The sequence below is a fragment of the Aquimarina agarilytica ZC1 genome (genome assembly GCF_000255455.1).
Lineage (GTDB): Bacteria > Bacteroidota > Bacteroidia > Flavobacteriales > Flavobacteriaceae > Aquimarina > Aquimarina agarilytica.
The window spans coordinates 82,154-103,698 of sequence record NZ_JH621260.1; the positions used below are offsets into that span (position 1 = coordinate 82,154).

The 21,545-nt window shown below is 33.2% G+C and carries 19 protein-coding genes; 8 read left to right on the forward strand and 11 right to left on the reverse strand.

Going from position 1 to position 21,545, the window contains the following annotated elements; translation table 11 throughout:
* Window positions 1-274: 274 nt before the first annotated feature.
* Window positions 275-880, reverse strand: a complete 606-nt coding sequence (locus KQA_RS20530; RefSeq protein WP_010180669.1) for a tRNA modification GTPase — start codon at window positions 878-880, stop codon at window positions 275-277.
* Window positions 881-1,708: 828 nt separating this feature from the next.
* Here KQA_RS20530 and KQA_RS0209980 point away from each other — a divergent pair.
* Window positions 1,709-2,515, forward strand: coding sequence for a hypothetical protein (locus tag KQA_RS0209980; RefSeq protein WP_010180672.1), 807 nt, complete (start codon window positions 1,709-1,711; stop codon window positions 2,513-2,515).
* 112 nt (window positions 2,516-2,627) lie between these two features.
* Here the strand turns inward: KQA_RS0209980 and KQA_RS0209985 are convergent, their stop codons facing one another.
* Both KQA_RS0209985 and KQA_RS0209990 read right to left on the reverse strand, forming a co-directional pair.
* Entirely contained in the window at window positions 2,628-4,700 is a 2,073-nt protein-coding gene (locus KQA_RS0209985; RefSeq protein ID WP_010180674.1) for a M13 family metallopeptidase, read from the reverse strand.
* A 356-nt stretch (window positions 4,701-5,056) separates the two neighbouring features.
* Window positions 5,057-7,837 (reverse strand): S8 family serine peptidase, encoded by a 2,781-nt coding sequence (locus tag KQA_RS0209990; RefSeq protein ID WP_010180675.1) that lies wholly within the window; start codon window positions 7,835-7,837, stop codon window positions 5,057-5,059.
* Between the two features lie 356 nt (window positions 7,838-8,193).
* On the opposite strand from KQA_RS0209990, the gene KQA_RS0209995 reads away from it, so the two are divergent.
* A complete protein-coding gene (locus KQA_RS0209995; RefSeq protein WP_010180677.1) occupies window positions 8,194-9,033 on the forward strand; it encodes a M57 family metalloprotease in 840 nt (279 codons plus the stop codon).
* Window positions 9,034-9,161: 128 nt separating this feature from the next.
* On the opposite strand, the gene hemL is transcribed toward KQA_RS0209995, so the two are convergent.
* From hemL to KQA_RS0210015, 4 genes are read right to left on the reverse strand one after another with little or no spacing between them, the layout of a single operon-like run.
* Entirely contained in the window at window positions 9,162-10,451 is a 1,290-nt protein-coding gene (gene hemL / locus KQA_RS0210000; RefSeq protein ID WP_010180679.1) for a glutamate-1-semialdehyde 2,1-aminomutase, read from the reverse strand.
* A gap of 1 nt (window position 10,452) precedes the next feature.
* A complete protein-coding gene (locus tag KQA_RS0210005) occupies window positions 10,453-11,292 on the reverse strand; it encodes a glucosaminidase domain-containing protein (protein ID WP_010180680.1) in 840 nt (279 codons plus the stop codon).
* Window positions 11,282-12,217 carry a 1-aminocyclopropane-1-carboxylate deaminase/D-cysteine desulfhydrase gene (locus tag KQA_RS0210010; protein WP_010180682.1) on the reverse strand — a complete coding sequence of 312 codons (936 nt, stop codon included), beginning with the start codon at window positions 12,215-12,217 and terminating at the stop codon, window positions 11,282-11,284. Before KQA_RS0210010 ends, KQA_RS0210005 begins: the two co-directional genes overlap by 11 nt.
* A 9-nt stretch (window positions 12,218-12,226) precedes the next feature.
* Window positions 12,227-12,553 (reverse strand): hypothetical protein, encoded by a 327-nt coding sequence (locus KQA_RS0210015; protein WP_010180685.1) that lies wholly within the window; start codon window positions 12,551-12,553, stop codon window positions 12,227-12,229.
* Between the two features lie 49 nt (window positions 12,554-12,602).
* On the opposite strand from KQA_RS0210015, the gene KQA_RS20535 reads away from it, so the two are divergent.
* The 3 genes from KQA_RS20535 (at window position 12,603) to KQA_RS0210030 (ending at window position 14,030) form a co-directional block, all read left to right on the forward strand.
* Entirely contained in the window at window positions 12,603-12,764 is a 162-nt protein-coding gene (locus tag KQA_RS20535; protein ID WP_010180687.1) for a DUF5522 domain-containing protein, read from the forward strand.
* 136 nt (window positions 12,765-12,900) lie between these two features.
* On the forward strand, window positions 12,901-13,428 hold the full coding sequence (locus KQA_RS0210025) for a DUF4136 domain-containing protein (RefSeq protein WP_010180689.1): 528 nt from the start codon (window positions 12,901-12,903) through the stop codon (window positions 13,426-13,428).
* A gap of 11 nt (window positions 13,429-13,439) precedes the next feature.
* Entirely contained in the window at window positions 13,440-14,030 is a 591-nt protein-coding gene (locus tag KQA_RS0210030; RefSeq protein ID WP_010180690.1) for a DUF4230 domain-containing protein, read from the forward strand.
* A gap of 16 nt (window positions 14,031-14,046) precedes the next feature.
* Here the strand turns inward: KQA_RS0210030 and KQA_RS0210035 are convergent, their stop codons facing one another.
* Both KQA_RS0210035 and KQA_RS0210040 read right to left on the reverse strand, forming a co-directional pair.
* A complete protein-coding gene (locus KQA_RS0210035) occupies window positions 14,047-14,538 on the reverse strand; it encodes a metallophosphoesterase family protein (protein WP_010180691.1) in 492 nt (163 codons plus the stop codon).
* Between the two features lie 332 nt (window positions 14,539-14,870).
* Entirely contained in the window at window positions 14,871-15,974 is a 1,104-nt protein-coding gene (locus KQA_RS0210040) for a lipoprotein N-acyltransferase Lnb domain-containing protein (protein ID WP_157366645.1), read from the reverse strand.
* Between the two features lie 79 nt (window positions 15,975-16,053).
* Between KQA_RS0210040 and truA the strand changes: the two genes are divergently transcribed.
* The 3 genes from truA to KQA_RS0210055 are packed head-to-tail and all read left to right on the forward strand — an operon-like array spanning window position 16,054 to window position 19,141.
* A complete protein-coding gene (gene truA / locus KQA_RS0210045; protein WP_010180693.1) occupies window positions 16,054-16,806 on the forward strand; it encodes a tRNA pseudouridine(38-40) synthase TruA in 753 nt (250 codons plus the stop codon).
* Window positions 16,799-18,562 carry an ABC transporter ATP-binding protein gene (locus tag KQA_RS0210050; RefSeq protein ID WP_010180694.1) on the forward strand — a complete coding sequence of 588 codons (1,764 nt, stop codon included), beginning with the start codon at window positions 16,799-16,801 and terminating at the stop codon, window positions 18,560-18,562. Before truA ends, KQA_RS0210050 begins: the two co-directional genes overlap by 8 nt.
* Window positions 18,563-18,595: 33 nt before the next feature.
* Window positions 18,596-19,141 carry a GNAT family N-acetyltransferase gene (locus KQA_RS0210055; RefSeq protein WP_010180695.1) on the forward strand — a complete coding sequence of 182 codons (546 nt, stop codon included), beginning with the start codon at window positions 18,596-18,598 and terminating at the stop codon, window positions 19,139-19,141.
* Between the two features lie 13 nt (window positions 19,142-19,154).
* Here the strand turns inward: KQA_RS0210055 and KQA_RS0210060 are convergent, their stop codons facing one another.
* Window positions 19,155-19,931, reverse strand: coding sequence for a diadenylate cyclase (locus tag KQA_RS0210060; RefSeq protein WP_010180696.1), 777 nt, complete (start codon window positions 19,929-19,931; stop codon window positions 19,155-19,157).
* 58 nt (window positions 19,932-19,989) lie between these two features.
* Window positions 19,990-21,351 carry a PKD domain-containing protein gene (locus KQA_RS0210065; protein ID WP_029209552.1) on the reverse strand — a complete coding sequence of 454 codons (1,362 nt, stop codon included), beginning with the start codon at window positions 21,349-21,351 and terminating at the stop codon, window positions 19,990-19,992.
* Between the last annotated feature and the right edge of the window lie 194 nt (window positions 21,352-21,545).

The window sequence follows — 21,545 nt, forward strand, 5'->3', positions numbered from 1 at the left end:
AAAAGAGTTTAAAATAAAGAATATCCTAAAATAACTGAAAAAGTTCTGAAAGAGGTGTCAGCTGATATTTTGTTTAAAAGATTTCTTTCACTTTGTTGACGTATTTCTATGCTGTATTTATCATTAAATTTATAGCCAAAACCTAATGCAAAATTAGTTCTGGATGTAGTATCATCTCTAATATCGAGGTTGTTTTTAAAGATAAATTGATAGTCCGATTTTAAAGTTAAATCGATTATAAATGAAAAATTGACAAATAATTTTGATTTCTCATTTATAAATAGTGTCTCAAACTTAAGGGTATTTCAATTGATTTGTAGTTAATACTATTAGTAACATTAAAATTTGTGTTTTTTAATAAACTGTTTCTTGTGGACGAAAATTCTTGATAAGTAGGCTCAATAGAAATACTCCATTTGTTTTTATTAAATGGTAAGATATATTCCACTTCAATACCTAACCCAAAGCTAGACTTATTGCCAAAGTCCACATTTCGAGTTTTAAAAGAAGCATTTTTAATAAAAAATGAACTAAGATTATATCTAGGTCTTAAGGTAATATTAATAACATCTTTGCTTTGTTTTTTTGAGGAACTAACATAAGTAGTTGGGGCACTACATGTGTTATAATTATCGAATAGAGAAATTAACTTATTTCTAGTGTATAATAGATTTTTAATCGTTTTTAGAGTTATGGAACTACAAGTTAAACTGTTTAAAAGCTGTTGTTTGTATTGAAAATTATTTGCAATTTTATTATTTTCCGTAAGGTATTTTTTAGAAACTAAGGCTTTTATTTCATTTGAAAATTGTTTTTTGAAAAAAAATCTTTTAACATTTTTGTCTTCATATAGATATAAAGAAGCCCCACCTTCAACCAAAGTCTTTTAAAAAAAACTACTTTTTTTACAAAAATTGGTGTTCTTTTAGTGCTTAAGTTGCTGATATTGTTACTAGATATGTCGATTTTAACAACGCTGCGGAGGTATTTTAAGGAACTATAAACACCAAATTCTTTAACACTATTTAAATTATTGGTTTGAATAGTTCCATTCTCAGTTAATTTAAATAAGAATTTATTAGGATTGTTTTTCTACTCAATATTCTTTATAAAGCAATCTATCTTGAGGTTAGAATTATCAATGTAGTATCCTTTTTCAAATAGAATTTGTGCAAAGCAGTTCGAGCTTAAAATAGTTGTAAATACTACTAATAATTTTTGTTTCATTATGTTTTGCTGCCTATTTAGTTGATGGTGTGAAAATATGTAAAATAATGAAATGAATATAGAATTGTATAAAATAAAAGAAGCCTTCGTTTATAGATGTTTTTTATTTCTATTAGTTGCTATGATTGTTTAGAGCTAAGCTCTTACTCACTCTTCAGGTATTTAAAACATAGATTGTTTTGGGTGCTATCAAATGCTTTATAAAAGACATCCATGTTTTTTTGGATTGGTCATTCGTATAATTCCTAGCTAGTGTAAGTCTTGTTTTACTTCATTTATAGTCCATTATTTGAATCTAGTTGAATGTTTGCTAATTGTTTGTCAGTTGATTAGGTGATGAAGTGATATTTTTTTTGTTGTAATTTTGGTATACTTTTAATTTTTTAACTCTTTTATGTAAATATTTGTATTTAAGATAGTTGTGTTTTTTTTGAATTTTTATTTGTACTAAATTTATGTATAATCTTAAAAAATCTTATTTATGAAAGTTAAAATTAAAAGTATTGTTTACTGGGGGTTATGCCTTTTTTTTACTATTTCATGTAGTAAAGAAGAGCTTAATCAGGATCAAGAGATTGATCAAAATTTAGAAATTGTTAATTCAGATCTAAAGGTGTATAATTTAGTGGTTAATGGTTCAAATTGTCCTGAAATTGATATTCCCGATACTCCCATTAGATTTGATGGAGATGTACTTATGTATTCTATAATAGGAGATATGCCATCTTCAGTTTTTTGGAGTGTACAAGGTAAAGGGATGAGTATTGTAGGGAGTAGAAATAATAGAACTTTATCTGTGCGTTATACTTTGGGTTTTAAAGAAGGGAAAATAAGATTGAATGTGCCTAATCCTAATAATTGTTTAATTGAATTTGACGTTAAATCAGTAGGTTCATCTGGAGTAAAGTGTAATCCGGATTTGGATAATGGTCAAGGTTCCTACAGGAGAAGTGTAAAGGTAACTAGAACATCAAGAACAATGATAGGATTATCTTTTTGCTATGATAATCCAATTGGAGCAAATAAAATAACATTTGGACCAGATAATGGCCCTTGTGCAAGTAGTGGCGGAGTGAATTTATTGACAGGTAGTAGTTTTTCATATCGGGTTGTTAATAAAGTGCCTACTAATGCAAATTTTATTATTAAACGAGATGGCCCTACTACAGTAAGTATAGCTTCTAGAACTCGTAGACCTATAAGTGTTGGTCTCGAAATTACTATAGGTGGATCTAAGAAGACTTTTCATATAAGATCAAGACACTGCGATGAAGAGTACTTAGAATAATATACAAAAAAATCGCTACTGTAAATTTTACACGGTAGCGATTTTTCTAGTTGTTTTTAATTTGATGAATTACTTTTTAAATAAAATATCTCTCAGATATTTAATAAAAATACTACCAAATCCTCACCCGATCTTCGGGTTTTAAATACATCGCATCATTTTTAGTAATGTCAAATGCTTTGTAAAAGGCATCCACGTTTTTTAATGGTTGTGTAGCACGTATAATACCCGGTGAGTGTGGGTCGGTTTTTATTTGTGTACGTAAGGCTTCTTCTCTAGTAAGGGTACGCCATACGGTAGTCCAGCTAATAAAAAAGCGTTGTTCGGGTGTAAATCCATCAATTTTACCAGGTCTACCATGTTCTTTGAAAAATAATTGCAATCCATCATAAGCACCTAGGACACCACCTAAATCTCCAATATTTTCTCCTAAAGTGAATTTTCCATTAACAGGTAAGCTATCCAGTACTTCAATGGCACTGTATTGTTCAGCAAGCTTGTTTCCACGCTTATTAAATTGTTCCAAATCTTGATCGCTCCACCAGTTTTTTAAGTTTCCATCGGCATCAAAGCGCGCGCCACTATCGTCAAAAGCATGCGAAATTTCGTGTCCAATTACGGCACCAATCCCTCCGTAATTTACGGCTTCGTCTGCTAAATAATCATAAAAAGGGGGTTGTAAAATAGCTGCAGGAAATACAATTTCATTATGCAATGGATGGAAATAGGCGTTAACTACTTGTGGTGCCATGCCCCATTTGCTTTTGTCTACAGGTGTGCCAATTTCGGCAATATTCTTTTGTTTCTCCCATTCTCTAATGGCAATACGGTTATTAAAATAACCATCTTCTTTATTTAAATTAAGTTTCGAATAATCCTCCCATTTATCTGGATAGGCAATTTTAACCGTAAGTTTATTAAGTTTATGAATAGCATTAGTTTTAGTACTATCGCTCATCCATTCTAGTTTTTCGATACGATTTTTAAAAGCTTCAATAACATTTGAAATCATTTTTTCGGCCTTTAATTTAGCTTCAGGCGGGAATTTTTTATCAACATATAATTTACCTAAGGCTTCGCCAAGTGAACCATTAATAGTAGCTAATGCGCGTTCCCTTACATCACGTTGCTTTTTTGTGCCTCTTAAATAATTACTGTAAAATAACCAATTTGCTTTCTCAATTTCTTTAGAAAGTAAGCCCGTATTACTATTAAACGTATCCCATTTGACCAAAGCTTTAATATCTTCAATAGGCGTATTAGTCAATATTTCATTCAACTTTTTTAAGTATTTAGGTTGGGTTACAATTAAAGTATCTGTAGCTTTTGGAACACCATTTTCTGCAAGAAATTTTTCAATTTTAATAGCAGGTAGTAGCTCTTGAATTTGACTAATAGGCATTGGGTTATTTAATTTACGCGTATCTCTACGTTCTACTTTGGTAAATCTTGGTTCGGCTAATTGAGTTTCAAGCTCAAGTATTTTTTTAGCTGCTTTTTCAGCTTCTTGTTGGCTGTCTCCTAATTTTTGAAGCATATTAGCTATATGCTCTTGATATTTTTTGCGAATTTCTTTAGACTTTTCGTCTTGCTCCGTGTAATAATCACGATCTGGAAGCCCTAAACCATTAGGTCCAATGTAGGCAGCGTTAATGGAGCTATCATTTAAGTCAGCAAAGGCAGAAACTCCCATAAAAGGCGTAGTAATTACCGCACTGGTGCTCATTAAGCTTTGTAATTCTGCTAATGAAGTTACTTTGGAGAGTTTTTCCAAGCTAGGTTGTAAAGGTGATAAGCTTAGTTTATTACGTGAAATAGAATCCAATTCATTATAAAATAAAGCCAAGGCTTTGGCTTGGTCGGTACCGGTAGCATAGGTATTATTTTTTTTGGCTTCGCTAATAATTTCCAATACATCTTTATCTGTGGATTTTCTTAAAATGCCAAAACCTCCCCAACGTGATCTGTCGTCAGGAATTTTAGTGTTCTTTTCCCAATTTCCATTAACGTATTGATAAAAATTTTCTTTAGGACTAACACTAGTATCCATATTAGAAAGTATCAATCCGTGGGCCGCAATTGGATACGATGTTGGTTTTTCGAGTATATTTTTGGTTTGCGAATTCACTGAAATAGCAGCGGTGCAAGTAAGCCAAAAGGCAATTTTTTTTGAGTAATTTTTCATAGTATTGGTGTAAATAATTGTAATTTTATATAAGTGGTGGTAAACCCGAATTATATATTAAAAAATCTATTACGTCTGCGATCTACTTCAAATACTATCGTAAACTGTATTTTTTAATTTAACCATAACGGTGCTATGCTGAAATTAAGAAAACACTAGTATTTATTGTATATCACGGCCTCATGACAAAGTTTCAATATATAATTCGGGTTTAATAAACCTACATAAAATACTTAAAAAACTAAGCCTAGTTGCTGTTTTTTAACGTAATATGGTTTTTAGGTTGATTTTTTATCATTTTAGTTATTTTTTATATTGAGAATTCTTTTTTACTAAAAAGAATAAAGTTTAGTTGATTAATTCACAATTAATTTCTGATCGGTTGTGTTTCCCAATGAATCTTCAAGAACAATAATATAGGTTCCAGAGGAAATGTTTAGATTAATAATGGTGTTGGTTTCATTCGTTAACTTTTTTTGTAGTAATAGCTTTCCTTGTAAATCAAAAAGATATAATGTGTTTGGATTAGTTGAATCAATAAATAGGTTGGCGTTACTCTTTACAGGGTTAGGATAAATGTTTAGTGCTGTTGTCGATTCACTGGGGAGTGTAATAATTTCAGAGTTAATTACGGAACCATTAGTTAAATGGACTTCGAAAAAAAAATCAGTAATGTTAGTAAGGTCGGATAATTCATAGGTTTGTAACAAATTAGAAATAGTAGTCCTACTTTCAATCAATTCGGGTTGTGTAGTGTTTTTATATAATAGAATTTGGTTTACTTCAAATAAGCTGTTAAGTTGTACATTAATGATTCCGTTGTTGGTGGATTTATTTTTTAAAAAGAGTAAGTTTTCGAAATAACACTTTTCTTCAAAATCATTGCTATTAATAGTTTTGGTTTTAGTGAATGCTTCCTTTTCATTCGTATGCGGAATTAAATAATATAAATGATGGCTATTTTTTTTAGTAACAATAGCCGAACTATCAGTAGTTTTTAAAATAAATTCAGAAGTGCTTTGGGTAGGATTAATACTGTAAAGCTCGTAAAAATCAATAGCTTCATTTTTTTTCCAACGAAGTTCAAGGTTTTCACTACAATTAAAACCTAGTTCAATAGTGATGTTTTTAGCAATTTCAAAAGAAGCCGTAGTGTATGTGGTTTTATTTTCGTTATCGGCGATAAATCGTAATCGAGCATTATGGGTAGTAATTTCGGGAGGAGACCATTTAAAAAAGGATGTGTCAAAAGGGACGTTTTTTGCGACAGCGATCCAGTTGTTGGTGTTGTGGTAATCCACTTCAATAGTGCCTGTGGATCCTTTTTTAAAAGTAGACTTCCAACGTATAAATTGAGTGTTAATGTCGGCAGTAGTTATTCTGTTATGAGCATTTGGGAATAGCCACTCAAATTGGTCTTTTAATTCATAACGATAAACCAGGGCGTATTTTTGTGAATTGGAAATTAATGAGCTGGCTTTGATTTGAATGGTGTACTTGTCCGCTATCACATTTTCAATACTAATTTGCTCTACAGGATTTAAATGGTCTTCGGTTTCAGTAAGTTGTTTTTCTTTTGAATTTAAAGGGGATGAAAAAGACCAGGGTAGGAATGTTTTATTTTTAGTAATAGCCTTTAAGTCTAAGTCATTTTTTAATAGAATTTGATCATTAGGACTGGAAGGCAGATCATTCCATACTAGCATAATTTTAAGTAGTGCTGCGTTTTTAGGAATTGAAATTTCAATATTGGTAGTCTCATTTGCTTTAATTTCATCTAGGAGAAATTGACTGTTTTTAAGCATTTCAAGACTTTGTAATGCATTTACATTACCAAAACCAGATTCAAAATCAATACCCTTGGTTCCCACATCATCTGCTCCATTTAGTAATAAGGCTTTTAATAAATAGGAAGGAGCTGTTTTTTTTTCTTTAGAAAAATAATACTGCTGTAATTTTTGAGCTATCCCCGAAACCAAAGCCGCTGCATTTGAAGTGCCAACAGCGCTGTAAGCTACAATTTCGGGTTTAATACGACCATCAAAAGTAGGGCCTTTTGAAGATTTGTTTAATACGATGTTATTCGTATTTAGGGCACCTACACTAATGCTGTTCTTTGCCATTTTAAAGTTTCCTGTCAGGTTAGACATTCCATTAGTTTCATTACCAGCATTACCCGACGAAAAAATATGTGTTATTTCGGGATTTTGGTACAGGTATGCATCATAATCGGAAGCGAGTAAACCGTAAAAATTTTCAACTTTTGTTCCGTAGGAATGATTTTGGATGGTTATTTGGTGTTGTTTTAGAATAGCAATAGGATCTGGAGTAAGGTTTTTAAAGTTGGAAGAGAAAATTTTAGCTTTAGGCACTACACCTAATGCATTTGGTCCGTTAGTCCCATTACCGGCAATAATACTAGACATAATAGTGGCATGTAAATCCTGGGTTTCAGAAGTTAGCTCGGAACTTATTATTTTATTGCCAATATCAAAGTCATTCTCAAAAGGTTTATTATCCTTAACTCCAACAGTAAAATTTTGACCATCTAATTCGGGATATTTGTCCGAAAGAAGCGTAATGGCATTGGAATGAAAATTATAGTCAGAAATTAGGCTTTCTTGATTGGGGGAAAAACTCTCGGTACTCACGTATAAAACATAGGATAAAGGAATGATTAATTTAGTTATAATTTCTTTTGAAGTTTTTACTCGTATACAGTCCTTAAGTATATGGTGAATTTTTATTCGATTTTTATTTAGAACGGCAATTAATTGTGCTGTGTTATTGGTTTTAATGGTGAAAGAAACTTTGGAATTATTTAGGGGTGGATTAATTAATTTCCATTTGAAGTTAGCTGGTTGGAATTTTAAATAGGGGATTTGCTTTAATTCATGACTACTATTATGAACAATGCAGTGGTTTTTATCTAAAGTTCGAATAATGTGAATTTGATTCGAACAATTTATAAGTTTATTAAAGTCTGTGGTATCGGGTATTTTAATAAGGTAATATTTCCTTTTTGTCGTCTCATTATTCTCAATTTGGTGTTGATTTACAAAATTAGTCCATGCTAATGTTTGACAGAAACTTTGTAGGCTTCCGAAAAAAAGTAAAATGAGATAGAATTTTGACACAATGAGGATTTTTTAATTAATGTTAAATTTAGTCATTAAGTTTAATTTTGTCAAAAAATAGCATTTTTAGAGTCAAATTTTATTTTTTTTAATATTTTTTATGTAAAATTTGTTGTAAAATTTATATTTAAAATTTATTTTCTTTTTTTAAAATGTAAATTTTATCATAAAATTATCATAAAAAAAGTATTTTTAATAAAAAATAATAGGTTTTTAAAACTTTTTGATGAGAAATAAATAATGAAGGCTTGTCTGTTGTAATTTAGCAGTACTAGCGCTAGACACACAATTTACTAATTAATATTTCGTTCGTTATGAATATTTTCATTAAAAAAAAGGCATACTTATGCTTTATTATGTCAAGCTTATTATTGGGTCTTTTTACATCATGTGAGACAGAAAACACCGATACAGTTTCAGAAGAGGAAACTGAGCTAACATCATCAATTAGTACTGCAGATTTAATCAAATTAAAAAATCTAGGATTTGAAGCTAACACCGCAGAAATAACCGATTTTATACTCCCCGATGGTACATCAGAGTCAAGGTACTTAGTAGAGGGAGACATTGCGTTACCTGAATCTTATTTAAAGTCCTTCGATGTTCAAGAAGAAATTATTGGAGAGCAATACCGTACCTTTAATTTGGTAACAGCTATAACTACCATCAATGTTATAGGAATTAGCGAAGGTAGATTTGCATTACCTCAAAATAGTGTTGAAGGTTTACGTAGAGCTATAGATAATTTCAATAATTTAGGTTTAGATATACGCTTCACTTTAGATTTTGGATTTAGAGGTTTTCGGGATTTTGATATGGTAGTTTACTATAACCCAAATGAAAGAGATGATCAAGGAAGGTTGATAAGTGGAGGAGTAGCAGGTTTTCCGAGCAGAGCAGGTTTTCCAAATCAATTAATTCGCATATACGGTCTTGGTGATAGTAATGCCAATGTAAATGAGCATGTGATTACACATGAAATGGGACATTCAATTGGATTAAGACACACAGATTGGTTTAGTAGATCAAGTTGTGGAAGCAATGTATCTGAAGGAAGAACAAATGTAGGAGCTGAATTTATACCTGGTACAGCTAGAGGTGAGGATCCAAGTTCAATTATGAGCGCTTGTTTTGGAGCAGGAGTCAATGGAGAGTTCAATAATAATGATATTACTGCACTTAACTTTTTGTATTAAAACACTAAACAATTTCACTATAAGTTAAATAGTGATTATAAAAAAGTACTTTTTTAGTTTTTCCTAGTTTAATACTCTTTTATTGAAGACAGCATGGTTTTTAACCATGCTGTCTATTTTTAGATTAATTAATGTAGTGTAGGTGCTATTTTTTCAACCACAGCAATAGTTTCGTCTAAATCTTTATAGCTAAGGGCATCGGTAATAAACCAAGTTTCAAAAGCGCTTGGCGCAATGTAAATGCCATTAGTTAACATGCCATGGAAAAACTGTTTAAACGTATCATTATTTCCTTTAGCAGCAGTAGTGAAATCGATAACAGGTTCGGCATCAAAATGCACAGAAATCATAGATCCAAGTCTATTTATGGTATGCGTTACCTTATGTTTGTTTAAAGCTTCGGCAATTCCTTTATGTAAGTAAGCTGTTTTTTCTGCTAAACGATTAAATACCTCTTTGTCGTTATTTAACTCGGTAAGCATGGCTAGTCCTGCAGCCATGGCTAAAGGATTTCCACTTAATGTTCCAGCTTGGTATACGGGGCCAAGTGGTGCTAAATGATTCATAATTTCATCACGTGCGGCAAAAGCACCTACAGGTAGTCCACCTCCAATTACTTTTCCAAAAGTGACAATATCAGCGTTTATATTAAATAGTTCTTGAACACCACCTGGAGCTAAACGAAATCCGGTCATTACCTCGTCAAAAATGAGTAATATATTGTGCTTATCGCAAAGATCTCTCAAGCCTTGTAAAAAACCGTTAACAGGAGGAATACATCCCATATTCCCAGCTACGGGTTCTATAATAATACAAGCAATTTCATTTTTATTAGCATTAATTAAGTTTTCAACATTAGCTAGGTTGTTGTATTCGGCAAGTAAGGTGTCCTTTGCAGTTCCGGCAGTAACACCAGGGCTATTTGGAGCACCAAATGTTACAGCACCACTTCCGGCTTGTATTAAAAAGGAATCACTATGTCCATGATAACAACCTGCAAATTTGATAATTTTATCTTTTCCAGTAAAGCCACGTGCTAAACGTACGGCACTCATGCATGCTTCAGTACCCGAATTTACAAAACGAATTTTGTCAATATTAGGAACCATGCTCACGGCAAGCTCTGCAATTTTAGTTTCAATTTCGGTAGGCATTCCAAAGCTAGTTCCAAGTTTGGCTTTTGTCACAACAGCGTCCACAACAGGTGGATGTGCATGACCTAAAATCATAGGTCCCCATGAGTTAATGTAGTCAATGAGTCGATTGCCATCTTCGTCATATAAATAAGCCCCTTCGGCTTTTTTTACAAATATAGGGTCGCCTCCTACTGCTTTAAATGCGCGAACGGGTGAATTCACACCACCGGGAATTACTTTTTTTGCTTCATTAAATAAAGCGCTACTGCGTTGATATAACATATTAAAAATCCTTTGGTAGGGGTTTTACGTATAAGGTTTGACCTTCGTGAATAGTATTATTTTCAATGCCGTTGAATTCTTTTAATTGATCAACAGATATTTTGTTTTTACGAGCAATACTATATAAAGTATCTCCTTTTTTAACCGTGTATTGATCGGATTTTCCAATTACTTTTTTGGCGTCTTTTTTTGATTTTCCCAACACGCTAGCATCATAGTTGTATAACTTATACTTTTCAATAAGGTTGATCAATTTGGCAGGGTATTTTGGGTCGGTAGCATAACCAGCTTTTTGAAGACCTTTTGCCCAGCCTTTGTAATCGTCATTAGCGAGTTTAAATAAACCCAAGTAACGTTTACGTCCTGTTAAAAATAAGGAATGATCTTGGAAAGAAAAGCTTGCATTACTGTATTTTCTAAAACACTCCTGTTTGCGATCATCATCGTGGTATACTTTGGCGCCTTTCCAATCATGACATTTAATACCAAAGTGATTGTTGGCTCTACGTGTTAAATCACCCGAACCTGCTCCAGATTCCAAAATTCCTTGGGCTAGGGTAATACTTGCAGGTATTTTGTATTCGCGCATTTGCTCCATAGCAATTTCAGAATAAGTATCAATATAGTTGTTGATCTTATTGGTGTAAGTGCCTACTGCTGGTGCAGACTTAGGAGTACTTGTAGGCTTTTTTGTAACAGTTTTTGGTGTGTTAGGTGTTTTTTTGGGAGTAGTTTTATGTGTGCTCGTTTTCTTTTTTGGTGTGTAAACTATTTTTTTACTTTTACACGAAAACAACAAAAATACACTAGCTATAAGTGTGATGAATACGTTAAATTTCATAATTGGTTGTAATAAGCTTTTGCCCCTTTTTTTTCAGTTTGGTATTTATACCAGCTATACCTTGAAGACCGCCAGTATGAATGGCTAAAATACGTGTTTTTTTTCGAAAGTTTCCTTGCTTTATACTTTCAAAAATACCGTGTAAGAGTTTTCCTGTGTATATAGGATCCAATAGAATTTTTTGAGTTTTATAGAATTCATTTATAAAACTAATGAGTTCGGGAGTGGTTTTAGCGTAACCTCCTAAATGATAGTTTCTGTTTAATTCCCAATTGGTCTGCGTTGTTTTTTTTGAAATTTCTTTATGTAAATAAGTTTCTTTAAGCGCGGGAAATCCAATAACATGTTGTTCTGGTTGGGCACTGCGTATTAATCCTGTAATGGTGCCTCCAGTGCCTACGGCGCAACAAATAACATCAAAAGAATGATCGTTTGGTGTTAAAATTTCGGTACAGCCTTGTATAGCAAGTTCGTTAGTGCCGCCTTCGGGAACCAAATAAAAATCACCAAATCTTTTCTGTAGTCCCGTTATAAATGTTGCTTTCTCTTTTAATTTATACTCACTTCGGCTTATAAAATGAAGTTGCATTCCTTGTTTAACAGCAAAAGCTAAGGTGTTATTTTGAGCAAGTGTTTTGGAAAGATCAACGCCTAGTTCTTCTCCCCTAATGATACCAATGGTTTTAAAACCATAGAGGTTGCCAGCGCAAGCTGTTGCAACAATATGGTTGCTATAAGCACCTCCAAAGGTGAGTAATGTTTGTTTATTTTGCTGTTTGGCTTTGGCAGTGTTATATTTTAATTTTCGAAATTTATTACCCGAAATATGTGGGTGTAGTAGATCTTCTCTTTTTATAAAAAGTTCAATTTGGTATTGCTCTAATAACGGATGTAATATTTGATCATTTTTTACCGTAGTTATCATACGATAAAATTAAAGGTAACGTAAAAAATTCCATCGAGGACGATGGTTTATATAAAATAGATTCGACTCTTGGTCATATGCCTCACGTTCAAATGAGATGTTGCGATAAGCGATGTAGCGATCCTTATGAATTGCCCATTTAATTAAAAACTCAATACCGTACCAAATATAAAAAGGGAGTATGAGTAGTTCCAGTTGTTGTACCAAATGAATTTCTTCGTGATTCATTAATGTACTATCATTTTTAAGGGCTTCCTCTTTTAATATAATAAAAGGCCAAAGCGTCATTCCTCCAAAATGTTTTCCTAAAAGTATTTTACTTACTAGCACTCGCATACGGCCGCAAGATAGTATTTTTGTTTAAAAATAGAAATGGATTTTATTCATGTCAACATATAGAAAAGTACTTAAGCCAGAAGAAGGAGATTATTATTTAACCCCCGAAGGTTATCGCTGTTTTACGGAGCAATATCACCTTAGACGTGGCTATTGCTGTAAAAGTGGTTGTAAGCATTGTCCCTATGGCTTTGATAAAAATAAAGAATAGTTATTAAGAATAACTTACTATTGTTGTTAATAATTTGTTGTTTACCATAGTGGAAATTAGGTAATTTAAGAAACAATTAAAGATATTTACGCTTGATCGGTATGATTTTTGATAATTTATTAAAAAACAAATTATTATGAAGGTCAGATTTATTTTAGGTATTATTAGTTGTTTGCTTTTAACATCCTGTGCTACTGTAAGGGTTACTACCGATTATGATACTAAGGCATCATTTAATCAGTACAAAACATTTGCTTTTTTTAAACCAGGAATTGATCAAGTTGAAATTAGTGATTTAGATAAACGCCGTATTTTAAGATCAATTGATACTGTGATGAGGTTAAAAGGGTTAACTAAATCTGAAACTCCGGATGTATTAGTAAACATTAGTACAGAAGCTGAGAAAAACACCTATTTATACCCTAATAATTTTGGTTTTGGTTTCGGTTGGAGTCCTTTTTGGTGGGGGAATGGTTTTATGAATACTTATGATGTTATTGAGGGCACACTGTTTATAGACTTAATTGATGCCAATAAAAAGGAGCTAATTTGGCAAGGAGTTGGAAGTGCGCCATTGGTACAGCAAGGGCCAGAAGAAAAAGAGGAACGCATTTATGAAATTGTATCTTCTATTTTAGCCAAATACCCACCTACACCAAAATAGTCGTAGTATAGATGAAGCAAATTATTTTAGGAATTTTAATCGGAGCAATTGCTGTTTTTGGATACCATCGGTTTTTAAAAAAAACGGAAACGATAACGGGAAGCCAGTTAATTGAGCAAAAATTAAAAAATGTGAGTAAGCTAGTGGTCACGGAGGGGTATTTTTCGGATGTGATCACTTATAAGGATGCTAAAAAGTATTATTTGGATTGGCTTACTGCCGAAAAAAAGGCTGTAGTACTTGTAAATGCCAAGGCAACAATTTCATATGATCTTAAACAGCTAGAGTTTTCAGTTAATGAATCCGAACAAATTATTAGAATTGTAAAAATCCCTGAGCCCGAAATACAACTTTCGCCCAAATTAAAGTATTACGATATACAACAGGATTTTTTGAATCCTTTTGAAGTTAAGGATTATAATAAAATTAGTGCATTAGTTGATCAACGATTATTGACTCAAATTGAAAGGTCTACTTTTAAAACTAATGCACAAAATAGGTTAATTACAGAGTTGCATTATTTGTTTAATAAAGGAACTACAAAAAATTGGTCTTTGGAATATGACGATATTAGTGAATCACTATTTGAACTTAAAAACTAATTGTGATTAGGTGCTATTATTTTGGACCTAGTTCAATAACATTTAGGTTGTGAATAGTGCCGTTGTCAATTTCAAAACTAAGCATAGTACGTACCTTGTGGAATCCATGTTTGCCGCAAGCGCCGGGATTCATGTGTAATAACCCGTAACGTTTATCGGGCATTACCTTTAAAATATGCGAATGTCCGCAAATAAATAATTTAGGAGGATTGGCTTTAATCTCGTCACGTGTATTTACGTTGTATTTTGGAGGATATCCACCAATATGAGTTATCCAAACATCAACACCTTGGCAAGTAAATCGATTGTTTAAGGGGAAACACTTTCTAATTTCATGATCATCAATATTACCAAAAACACCCCGTAAAGGTGCTACTTTTTGTAGCTGGTCTGTTACCTGTAAGCTCCCAATATCACCTGCATGCCATACCTCGTCAGCTTGACTGGCATAATGCAAAATTCGGTCATCAATATAGCTATGTGTATCGCTAAGTAAAAGGATTTTCATTTTCTAATTTTAATGCAAAAGGTTAGGTAAATGACGTAAATAAGTAAGCAAAGAAATACGTTTATTTTGAATTTAGAAAGTTTTATTTTGTTGTGTGTTGTGTGTTGTGGGTTGTGGGTTGTGAGTTTTTGTTGGGTATCATTGTTTGGATAGAAATGATATAATAGTTCGAGTGAAATTCTGGAAGAATTTTGTATCGAGAACCGCTCTTTAATTGCTATCTAGAAACTAAAGTCTGTCTAAAACTTTTGAATAAAAAATTTTTTATTTCTACAATTTTGAAGAAATAAAATATTTCTCACAACTCACAACTCACAACTCACAACTCACAACTACCTCCGTTGCATCTGTTTTAAATTAATCCAAAACAAACTGGCACAAATAGGGATAAAAGCTAAATCGTAACCTTGTATTTTCGAAAACCATACGCCAAAAGTAGTCAAAATACAGAGTAGCATTAGGGTCGCAAATGTTTTGTGAATTTTTTTATATTGGGTAAAACAAAGCGCAAAACTCACAAAATAAAGAGGGTTACACCATAATAAATTGTAATTTTTTTGAACTTCGGGGTGCGCGGAAAACAAGGTTAAAACCAAAATAATAACACCCCCTAAAGCCACAACTACGGTGAAAGTTTGTATAAGTACTCTAGATCGGCCAAGTACTAATGCTACAAAAAGAAAACAGAAAAAAATGAAAGGCGTAAGTTTCCATGTTGATGTTTTTTTGGGAGCTAAATTAGGCAGAAGCTTTTTTTGTCTTCCAGCCAAAGCTTCATTATTCACTGTTGCTTTTTCAAGTTCTTCCGAAAGGTAATCGGGTAAAAACATGAGTTCACTGGTGTTAATGTTTTTATCAATAGTACTGCCTAGTGCTAAATTGATACCAAATTTAAACCACGGAGCCACTTTGGAATAGTCGTTTAAGTATGAGCGGTAGGTTTTATGGGTTTCGCTAGGGGTATAGTTAATGTCTTCGATATCGTTAAGGAATACATCGCGTAATTCGGTACTACAATTTTTACTTAAAAAACCGTAACGATAATACCTGTTTTCGGGACGGTATAGGAATTCGAGGCGATCAATAATTTTTGTTGTTTGCTTGTTAGATAGTCGAAGTTCCTGTTCAAACACCTGTCTATTGTCATATTCATACCCCAAAAGCATATGGTTGTAATCCTCAATTCCTAAGCGATAATCCAAGCGTCCGCCAGCAAATTTTATTAAAAAATTAGGAGTTTTAAAGTCGAATATGCCAAAGTTGTACACAATATCTGTATCCTCATGTGGGTTTTGAACACGTAATGCAGTATGTCCAAAAATAGCGTGTGATGCTAAACCTGTATCAAAGGTTAGTAAGCTAATTTTAGGTTCCTTTTGGGCAAAAGCTAAAAGTGTACTAAAAAGAAATAAAATAATGAAGATTTGCTTTTTCAATAGAATAAGATTTAAACCGGTCGTTGCACTCCAAGCCGAAGCTGTATCTTTGCGTAAATTTATAGCTAAAATATAAAGTTTGCGATATTTTATAGAACTTTCGTACAATGGCGCTTCTTTTCATGGGTGGCAGATCCAGCCGAACGCCATTTCGGTACAAGAAACCCTTGAAAAAGCCTTGAGTGTATTACTTCGCGAAAGCGTAACTATTATGGGGGCAGGTAGGACAGATACCGGTGTACATGCCAAATATATAGCCGCTCATTTTGATACAGAAGTAGTTTTTGATTCCAAAACTTTAGTATACAAGCTAAATTCTTTTTTGCCCGAAACAATAGCCATAAAAAATATTTTTAAAGTAACCCCAGAAGCTCATGCTCGTTTTGATGCAGTTAGTAGGGCATATGAATATCGAATAGTAACTCAAAAAAATCCTTTTGAAACCCATAGCGCCTATTATATAAAAGGAAATTTGGATGTGCTTGCCATGAATAATGCAGCAAAGCAGTTATTAAAGTATACCAATTTTAAATGTTTTAGTAAATCAAAAACAGATGTAAAAACATATAACTGTGAATTGTTTTATGCTCATTGGGAGAAACAAGGCGAGGTGTTGGTGTTTAAAATATCGGCAAATCGATTTTTACGGAATATGGTAAGAGCTATAGTGGGAACGTTAATTGAGGTAGGTCAAGGGAAATTGAAATTAGCGGATATTGATCGCATTTTGGTTTCGGAAAATAGAGGCGAAGCAGGCTATTCAGTCCCGGCAAAAGGCTTATATTTAACAGATGTTACGTACCCCAAAACAATACGGCTGATTAATGAGTGAAAAGAATAATCCATACGATTTAAGTGTACTAAAAAAATTGGTCAAATTTACCAGTCCTTATAAAGGAGTATTGTTTTTAGTAACACTAACGGCTATTTTAACTTCAGTTTTTGCCTTAGCACGTCCTCAATTTTTACAACAAGCTATTGATCAAGGGGTTTTAGGTAAAAATAAGGAGCTGTTATTGTATTTTATTCTTTTTATGTTAGGCTCATTGTTGTTAGAAGTACTTTCGCAACTCACCTTTATATTTTTTGCCAATTGGTTAGGCCAGCATGTGGTTCGTGATTTGCGTACACAGTTATTTAAACGCATGCTTAATTTTAAAATGCAGTATTATGATAATGCAGCTGTTGGGCGTTTGGTCACTAGAGCTGTAAATGATATTGAAAAAATTGCCGAAATTTTTAGCCAAGGATTATTTATGATCATTAGTGACTTGCTAAAAATGACTGCTATTGTGGGGATCATGTTATATAATAGCTGGCGTTTGACATTGATTGTGTTTTTAATGCTTCCGATTATTGTGTATGCCACACGGGTGTTTCACAAAAAAATGAAAGTAGCTTTCGAAAATGTACGAACCGAGGTATCTAATTTAAACACTTTTGTACAAGAACATATTTCGGGAATGAAGATTGTTCAGTTATTTGCCCGAGAAAAAGTAGAGCACGAAAAGTTTAAAGCCATTAATGAAAAGCATAAAAATGCTTGGATAAAAACCGTGTGGTACAATTCAATATTTTTTCCTATTGCCGAGTTGTCGGGTTCTATTGCAGTAGGTTTTTTAGTTTGGTATGGAGGATTACGAAGCATTGAGAGTGTTTCCATTACCTTAGGCTTAGTAGTTATGTTTATTGAGTTAACTAATATGCTATTTAGACCTTTACGACAAATAGCAGATAAGTTTAATACCCTACAAATGGGTATGGTAGCTGCTAGACGTGTGTTTAAAGAACTTGAGTTGGAGGAGGTAATTACCCAAGCACCAAGCACTAAATTGACTAGTGTGAAAGGAGTAATTGATTTTGATGATGTACGCTTTAGTTACCTTCCGGGAGAAGAAGTACTTAAAGGAATTACATTTAATGTAAAAGCAGGTCAAACCGTGGCTATTGTTGGGTCAACAGGAGCTGGAAAATCAACAATTATAAATTTATTGAATCGTTTTTATCAAATTGATAGTGGCGATATTTTAATTGATGGAACTTCGATACACCATGTTTCATTAGCAAATTTAAGGAGTAATATTGCCGTTGTGCTACAGGATGTATTTTTGTTTGCGGACACCATTTTTAAAAATATTACACTAGGTAATGAAAACATTACTTTGGCAGAAGTAAAACAAGCGGCAAAAGAAATTGGAGTGCATGAGTTTATTATGCAATTACCTAATAATTATGAGTATAATGTAAAGGAGCGCGGGAGTATGCTTTCGTCTGGGCAACGTCAATTGATATCTTTTTTAAGGGCCTATGTTTCCAAACCAAGTATTTTGGTGTTGGACGAAGCCACGTCATCGGTGGATACTTACAGTGAACAATTGATTCAAAAAGCCACAGAAAAAATAACTCAAAATCGTACTTCCATTGTAATTGCGCACCGATTAGCCACTATTGTAAACGCCGATGTGATTATAGTAATGGATAAAGGTGAAATTGTAGAGCAAGGTTCACATAAAGAATTACTAAAAAAATCAGCAGGTTATTATAAAAACTTATACGAAGTACAGTTTGCCGAGGCTATGGTGAATTAATATTTTTTTATAGAAAATAAGCAGATGAGTAGCATGCAAAAAAATGAGGAAGCCTATTTGTTCACATCAGATCGATTAGGGTTTCGGAATTGGTTGGAAACTGATTTGAGTGAGTTTGCCAAAATAAATGCCGATCCAGCGGTAATGGCTCATTTTCCATTTGCCTTGACTTTTCAAGAAACTAAAAAACTTATGGCAAGATTGCAAGCGATGTATCTAAAAATGGGATACACCTATTTTGCTGTCCAAGTTTTAAAGACCGGTGAGTTTATCGGTTTTATAGGTTTGGCATACCAGGATTATGAAGCGCCGTTTAATCCAGCAACAGATATTGGTTGGCGCTTAAAAAAATCCGCATGGGGAAAAGGCTTTGCAACCGAAGGAGCTAAACGTTGTGTAGACTACGCATTTAATGAATTGAAATTGGATAGGCTAGTGGCAACTTGTACTGTGGATAATGAGAAGTCCGAAAATGTAATGCAAAAAATAGGAATGACAAGGCAAGGAGCATTTAAGCATTCGAAATTGAAAAAATTCCCCGATTATGAGCAATGTGTTTGGTATACCTTATCGAAATAATAGCATTTGAGAATTACCCTAAATCCTCGGTTAATTTTTGAATTAATTCCAGTCCAGAAGTGTATACAACAAATTCACCATTGTTAATGTATGATATTTTACCATTTTCTTCACTAACCACTAAAGCAACAGCATCTGTTTTTTGAGTAATACTTACAGCAGCACGGTGACGCAAGCCAAAGCGCAAAGGAATATTAAGATCACTGGAAACAGGAAGAATAACCCGAGTGGCACTAATGATGTTATCTTCGATAATCATGGCGCCATCATGAAGCGGACTGTTCTTGTAAAAAATACTTTCAATAATTGGAATATTTACTTCGTTATTCATACTGTCTCCAGTAGTTTTTACAAAGTCTAATGAGGTATTTCGTTTAATAACTATAAGTGCGCCTGTAAATGTGTGACTCATGTTTTCGCAAGCTTTTACTATAGCGGTTACGTTAGTCGAAATTTCTTTATTGCTGTCTTTTAAAAATTTGAGTTGGGCAAAAAAACGATTTCTCGAAGCAAAATTGGTGGATCCTACCATAAGAAGAAATTTTCGTATTTCTTGCTGAAACACCACAATTAAAGCAAACATTCCTACACCAATAAATTCTCCTAATACAGAGCTTAGCATAAGCATGTCTAAGGCTTCTGTCAACTTCCAAACCCCATAAATAATAACAATTCCAATAAAAATATTAATGGCAGCTGTTCCCTTGACTAATTTGTATATATAGTACAATAAGGTAGCGACCAATACAATGTCAATAATATCTAAAAAGCGAATGTTAAGGAAATCCAATTTATCTGTGTCTGTTTTCGTAAAAATAGTGAAATAAACGATTCTTATTCAGCTTTTTTTAACGCGCTATTTTTTGGACTTTAATATCCACATTTATAAACGAGTCTTTTCCATTTGCTACAAACTGTTTAATTTTTAGCGCTCCTTTTCTACCATCGGCGGTTTCAAATACGATAATCCTCGGAGTAATTGCATTTGTAAATACTAGTGACCCCTCTGGAGTTTCGGTTATGCTAATAGCGCTTAACAAAGCATCGGTAGTCATCGTATCAAACTCATTAACCGATAATGAAACACCACACATACAGTTTTCCAAACTATTTATAATTTTAGTTTTAGAGGCATTTACTAAATTCGGAAACGTAGTATTTTCCAAATTATCTGGCGAAACAAAAACATTACGCGTAAAATTTTCATTCAATCCAAAATACACGAAATCAATCGAGCTGCTATTTTCGGGCGTAAGCTCATTGGCATAAAAAACGCTACGCGTATCAAGGTCGTAAAAACTACCGATACTATTACCTGTGTGCGCGGCATTTACCCCTAAATTGACATTCTTTAAAACTCTTAAATTAGTATCTGTAACTATTTCAATAGTTTTTGTAATGGATTTTGTTTCCTTTCCATTACTAGCGGTTAGTTTAAGCTCTTGGGTACCCGCTGTATTAAAGGTGACATTTGGTTCCGCTTCATCACTATTTAATGGAGTAGCATTGGTAAATTCCCATTCATATGATGTGGCGCTTATACTATTGTTTTTTATAGTTACCGTAACAGGTGCTTGAAAATCATCGTCATCAAAATTTACTTCATATTCAAAATCGGCTTCTAAAAACGGAGCCACTTCAATGCGTTGCTCAAAGGTTTCTGTTTCACGTCCATTAGTCGCCTCTAATGTAATTTTATGTTCTCCTGGAGTTGAAAATACAATTACTGGGGGCTGTTCACTTGTGCTTGTTGCTGGCACTCCATCTTGAAAAGTCCATTGATAACTTGTTGCTCCAGTAGTTAGATTTTCGATTTGCGCCTTTATAGGTGAAAAAGTATCTATTTCGGGGGTTACAGTGAATTTAATAGCCACGGGATCATCAATATTCAATACTTTTTCCAAAAAGGCTTCCGATCCATCCTCATTAGTGGCTTTAAGTGAAATTTTATGAGTCCCTTTAGTATTAAAAATAATAACCCCAGGATTTCGTTGACTCGAAATTGCTGGTGAGCCTGCTTCAAATGTCCATTCATAGCTATCAGCCCCACGCGTGTTATTAAATATAATCACTTCCACAGGTACCGAAAAATCATTATTAAACACTTCAAATTCAAAATTAATATCTACAGGAACAGCTTCTTCTTTTGCACAATTCACTAAAAATATAAAAGTTATAAGCCCGTAAAAATATCTTGAAATTATATTCATTTGCTTTGATTTTTCATTTTTCAAATATACTCATTTTGATTGTTTAGCAGATTTTTTAGCGTGCATTCCTTGAAGTTGGGCAGTAGGGTTTATGAAGCTAACTTTTTATGTAGAATATAGAAATGCAGTATTAAAATGTATCCATCCGAGCAAACACATATTTTAAATTACACAGTTGTGTTTTAAGTTTGAAG

Bases quoted from the DNA above. Each gene is read 5' to 3' on its own strand.
- KQA_RS20535 (WP_010180687.1), top strand. From the start codon at position 12,603: ATGTCAACATATAGAAAAGTACTTAAGCCAGAAGAAGGAGATTATTAT.
- KQA_RS0210015 (WP_010180685.1), bottom strand. From the start codon at position 12,553: ATGCGAGTGCTAGTAAGTAAAATACTTTTAGGAAAACATTTTGGAGGA.
- KQA_RS0209995 (WP_010180677.1), top strand. From the start codon at position 8,194: ATGTCAAGCTTATTATTGGGTCTTTTTACATCATGTGAGACAGAAAAC.
- hemL (WP_010180679.1), bottom strand. From the start codon at position 10,451: ATGTTATATCAACGCAGTAGCGCTTTATTTAATGAAGCAAAAAAAGTA.
- KQA_RS0209985 (WP_010180674.1), bottom strand. From the start codon at position 4,700: ATGAAAAATTACTCAAAAAAAATTGCCTTTTGGCTTACTTGCACCGCT.
- KQA_RS0209980 (WP_010180672.1), top strand. From the start codon at position 1,709: ATGAAAGTTAAAATTAAAAGTATTGTTTACTGGGGGTTATGCCTTTTT.
- KQA_RS0210010 (WP_010180682.1), bottom strand. From the start codon at position 12,217: ATGATAACTACGGTAAAAAATGATCAAATATTACATCCGTTATTAGAG.
- KQA_RS0210025 (WP_010180689.1), top strand. From the start codon at position 12,901: ATGAAGGTCAGATTTATTTTAGGTATTATTAGTTGTTTGCTTTTAACA.
- KQA_RS0210050 (WP_010180694.1), top strand. From the start codon at position 16,799: ATGAGTGAAAAGAATAATCCATACGATTTAAGTGTACTAAAAAAATTG.
- KQA_RS0210055 (WP_010180695.1), top strand. From the start codon at position 18,596: ATGCAAAAAAATGAGGAAGCCTATTTGTTCACATCAGATCGATTAGGG.
- KQA_RS0210065 (WP_029209552.1), bottom strand. From the start codon at position 21,351: ATGAATATAATTTCAAGATATTTTTACGGGCTTATAACTTTTATATTT.
- KQA_RS0210030 (WP_010180690.1), top strand. From the start codon at position 13,440: ATGAAGCAAATTATTTTAGGAATTTTAATCGGAGCAATTGCTGTTTTT.
- KQA_RS0210035 (WP_010180691.1), bottom strand. From the start codon at position 14,538: ATGAAAATCCTTTTACTTAGCGATACACATAGCTATATTGATGACCGA.
- KQA_RS0210005 (WP_010180680.1), bottom strand. From the start codon at position 11,292: ATGAAATTTAACGTATTCATCACACTTATAGCTAGTGTATTTTTGTTG.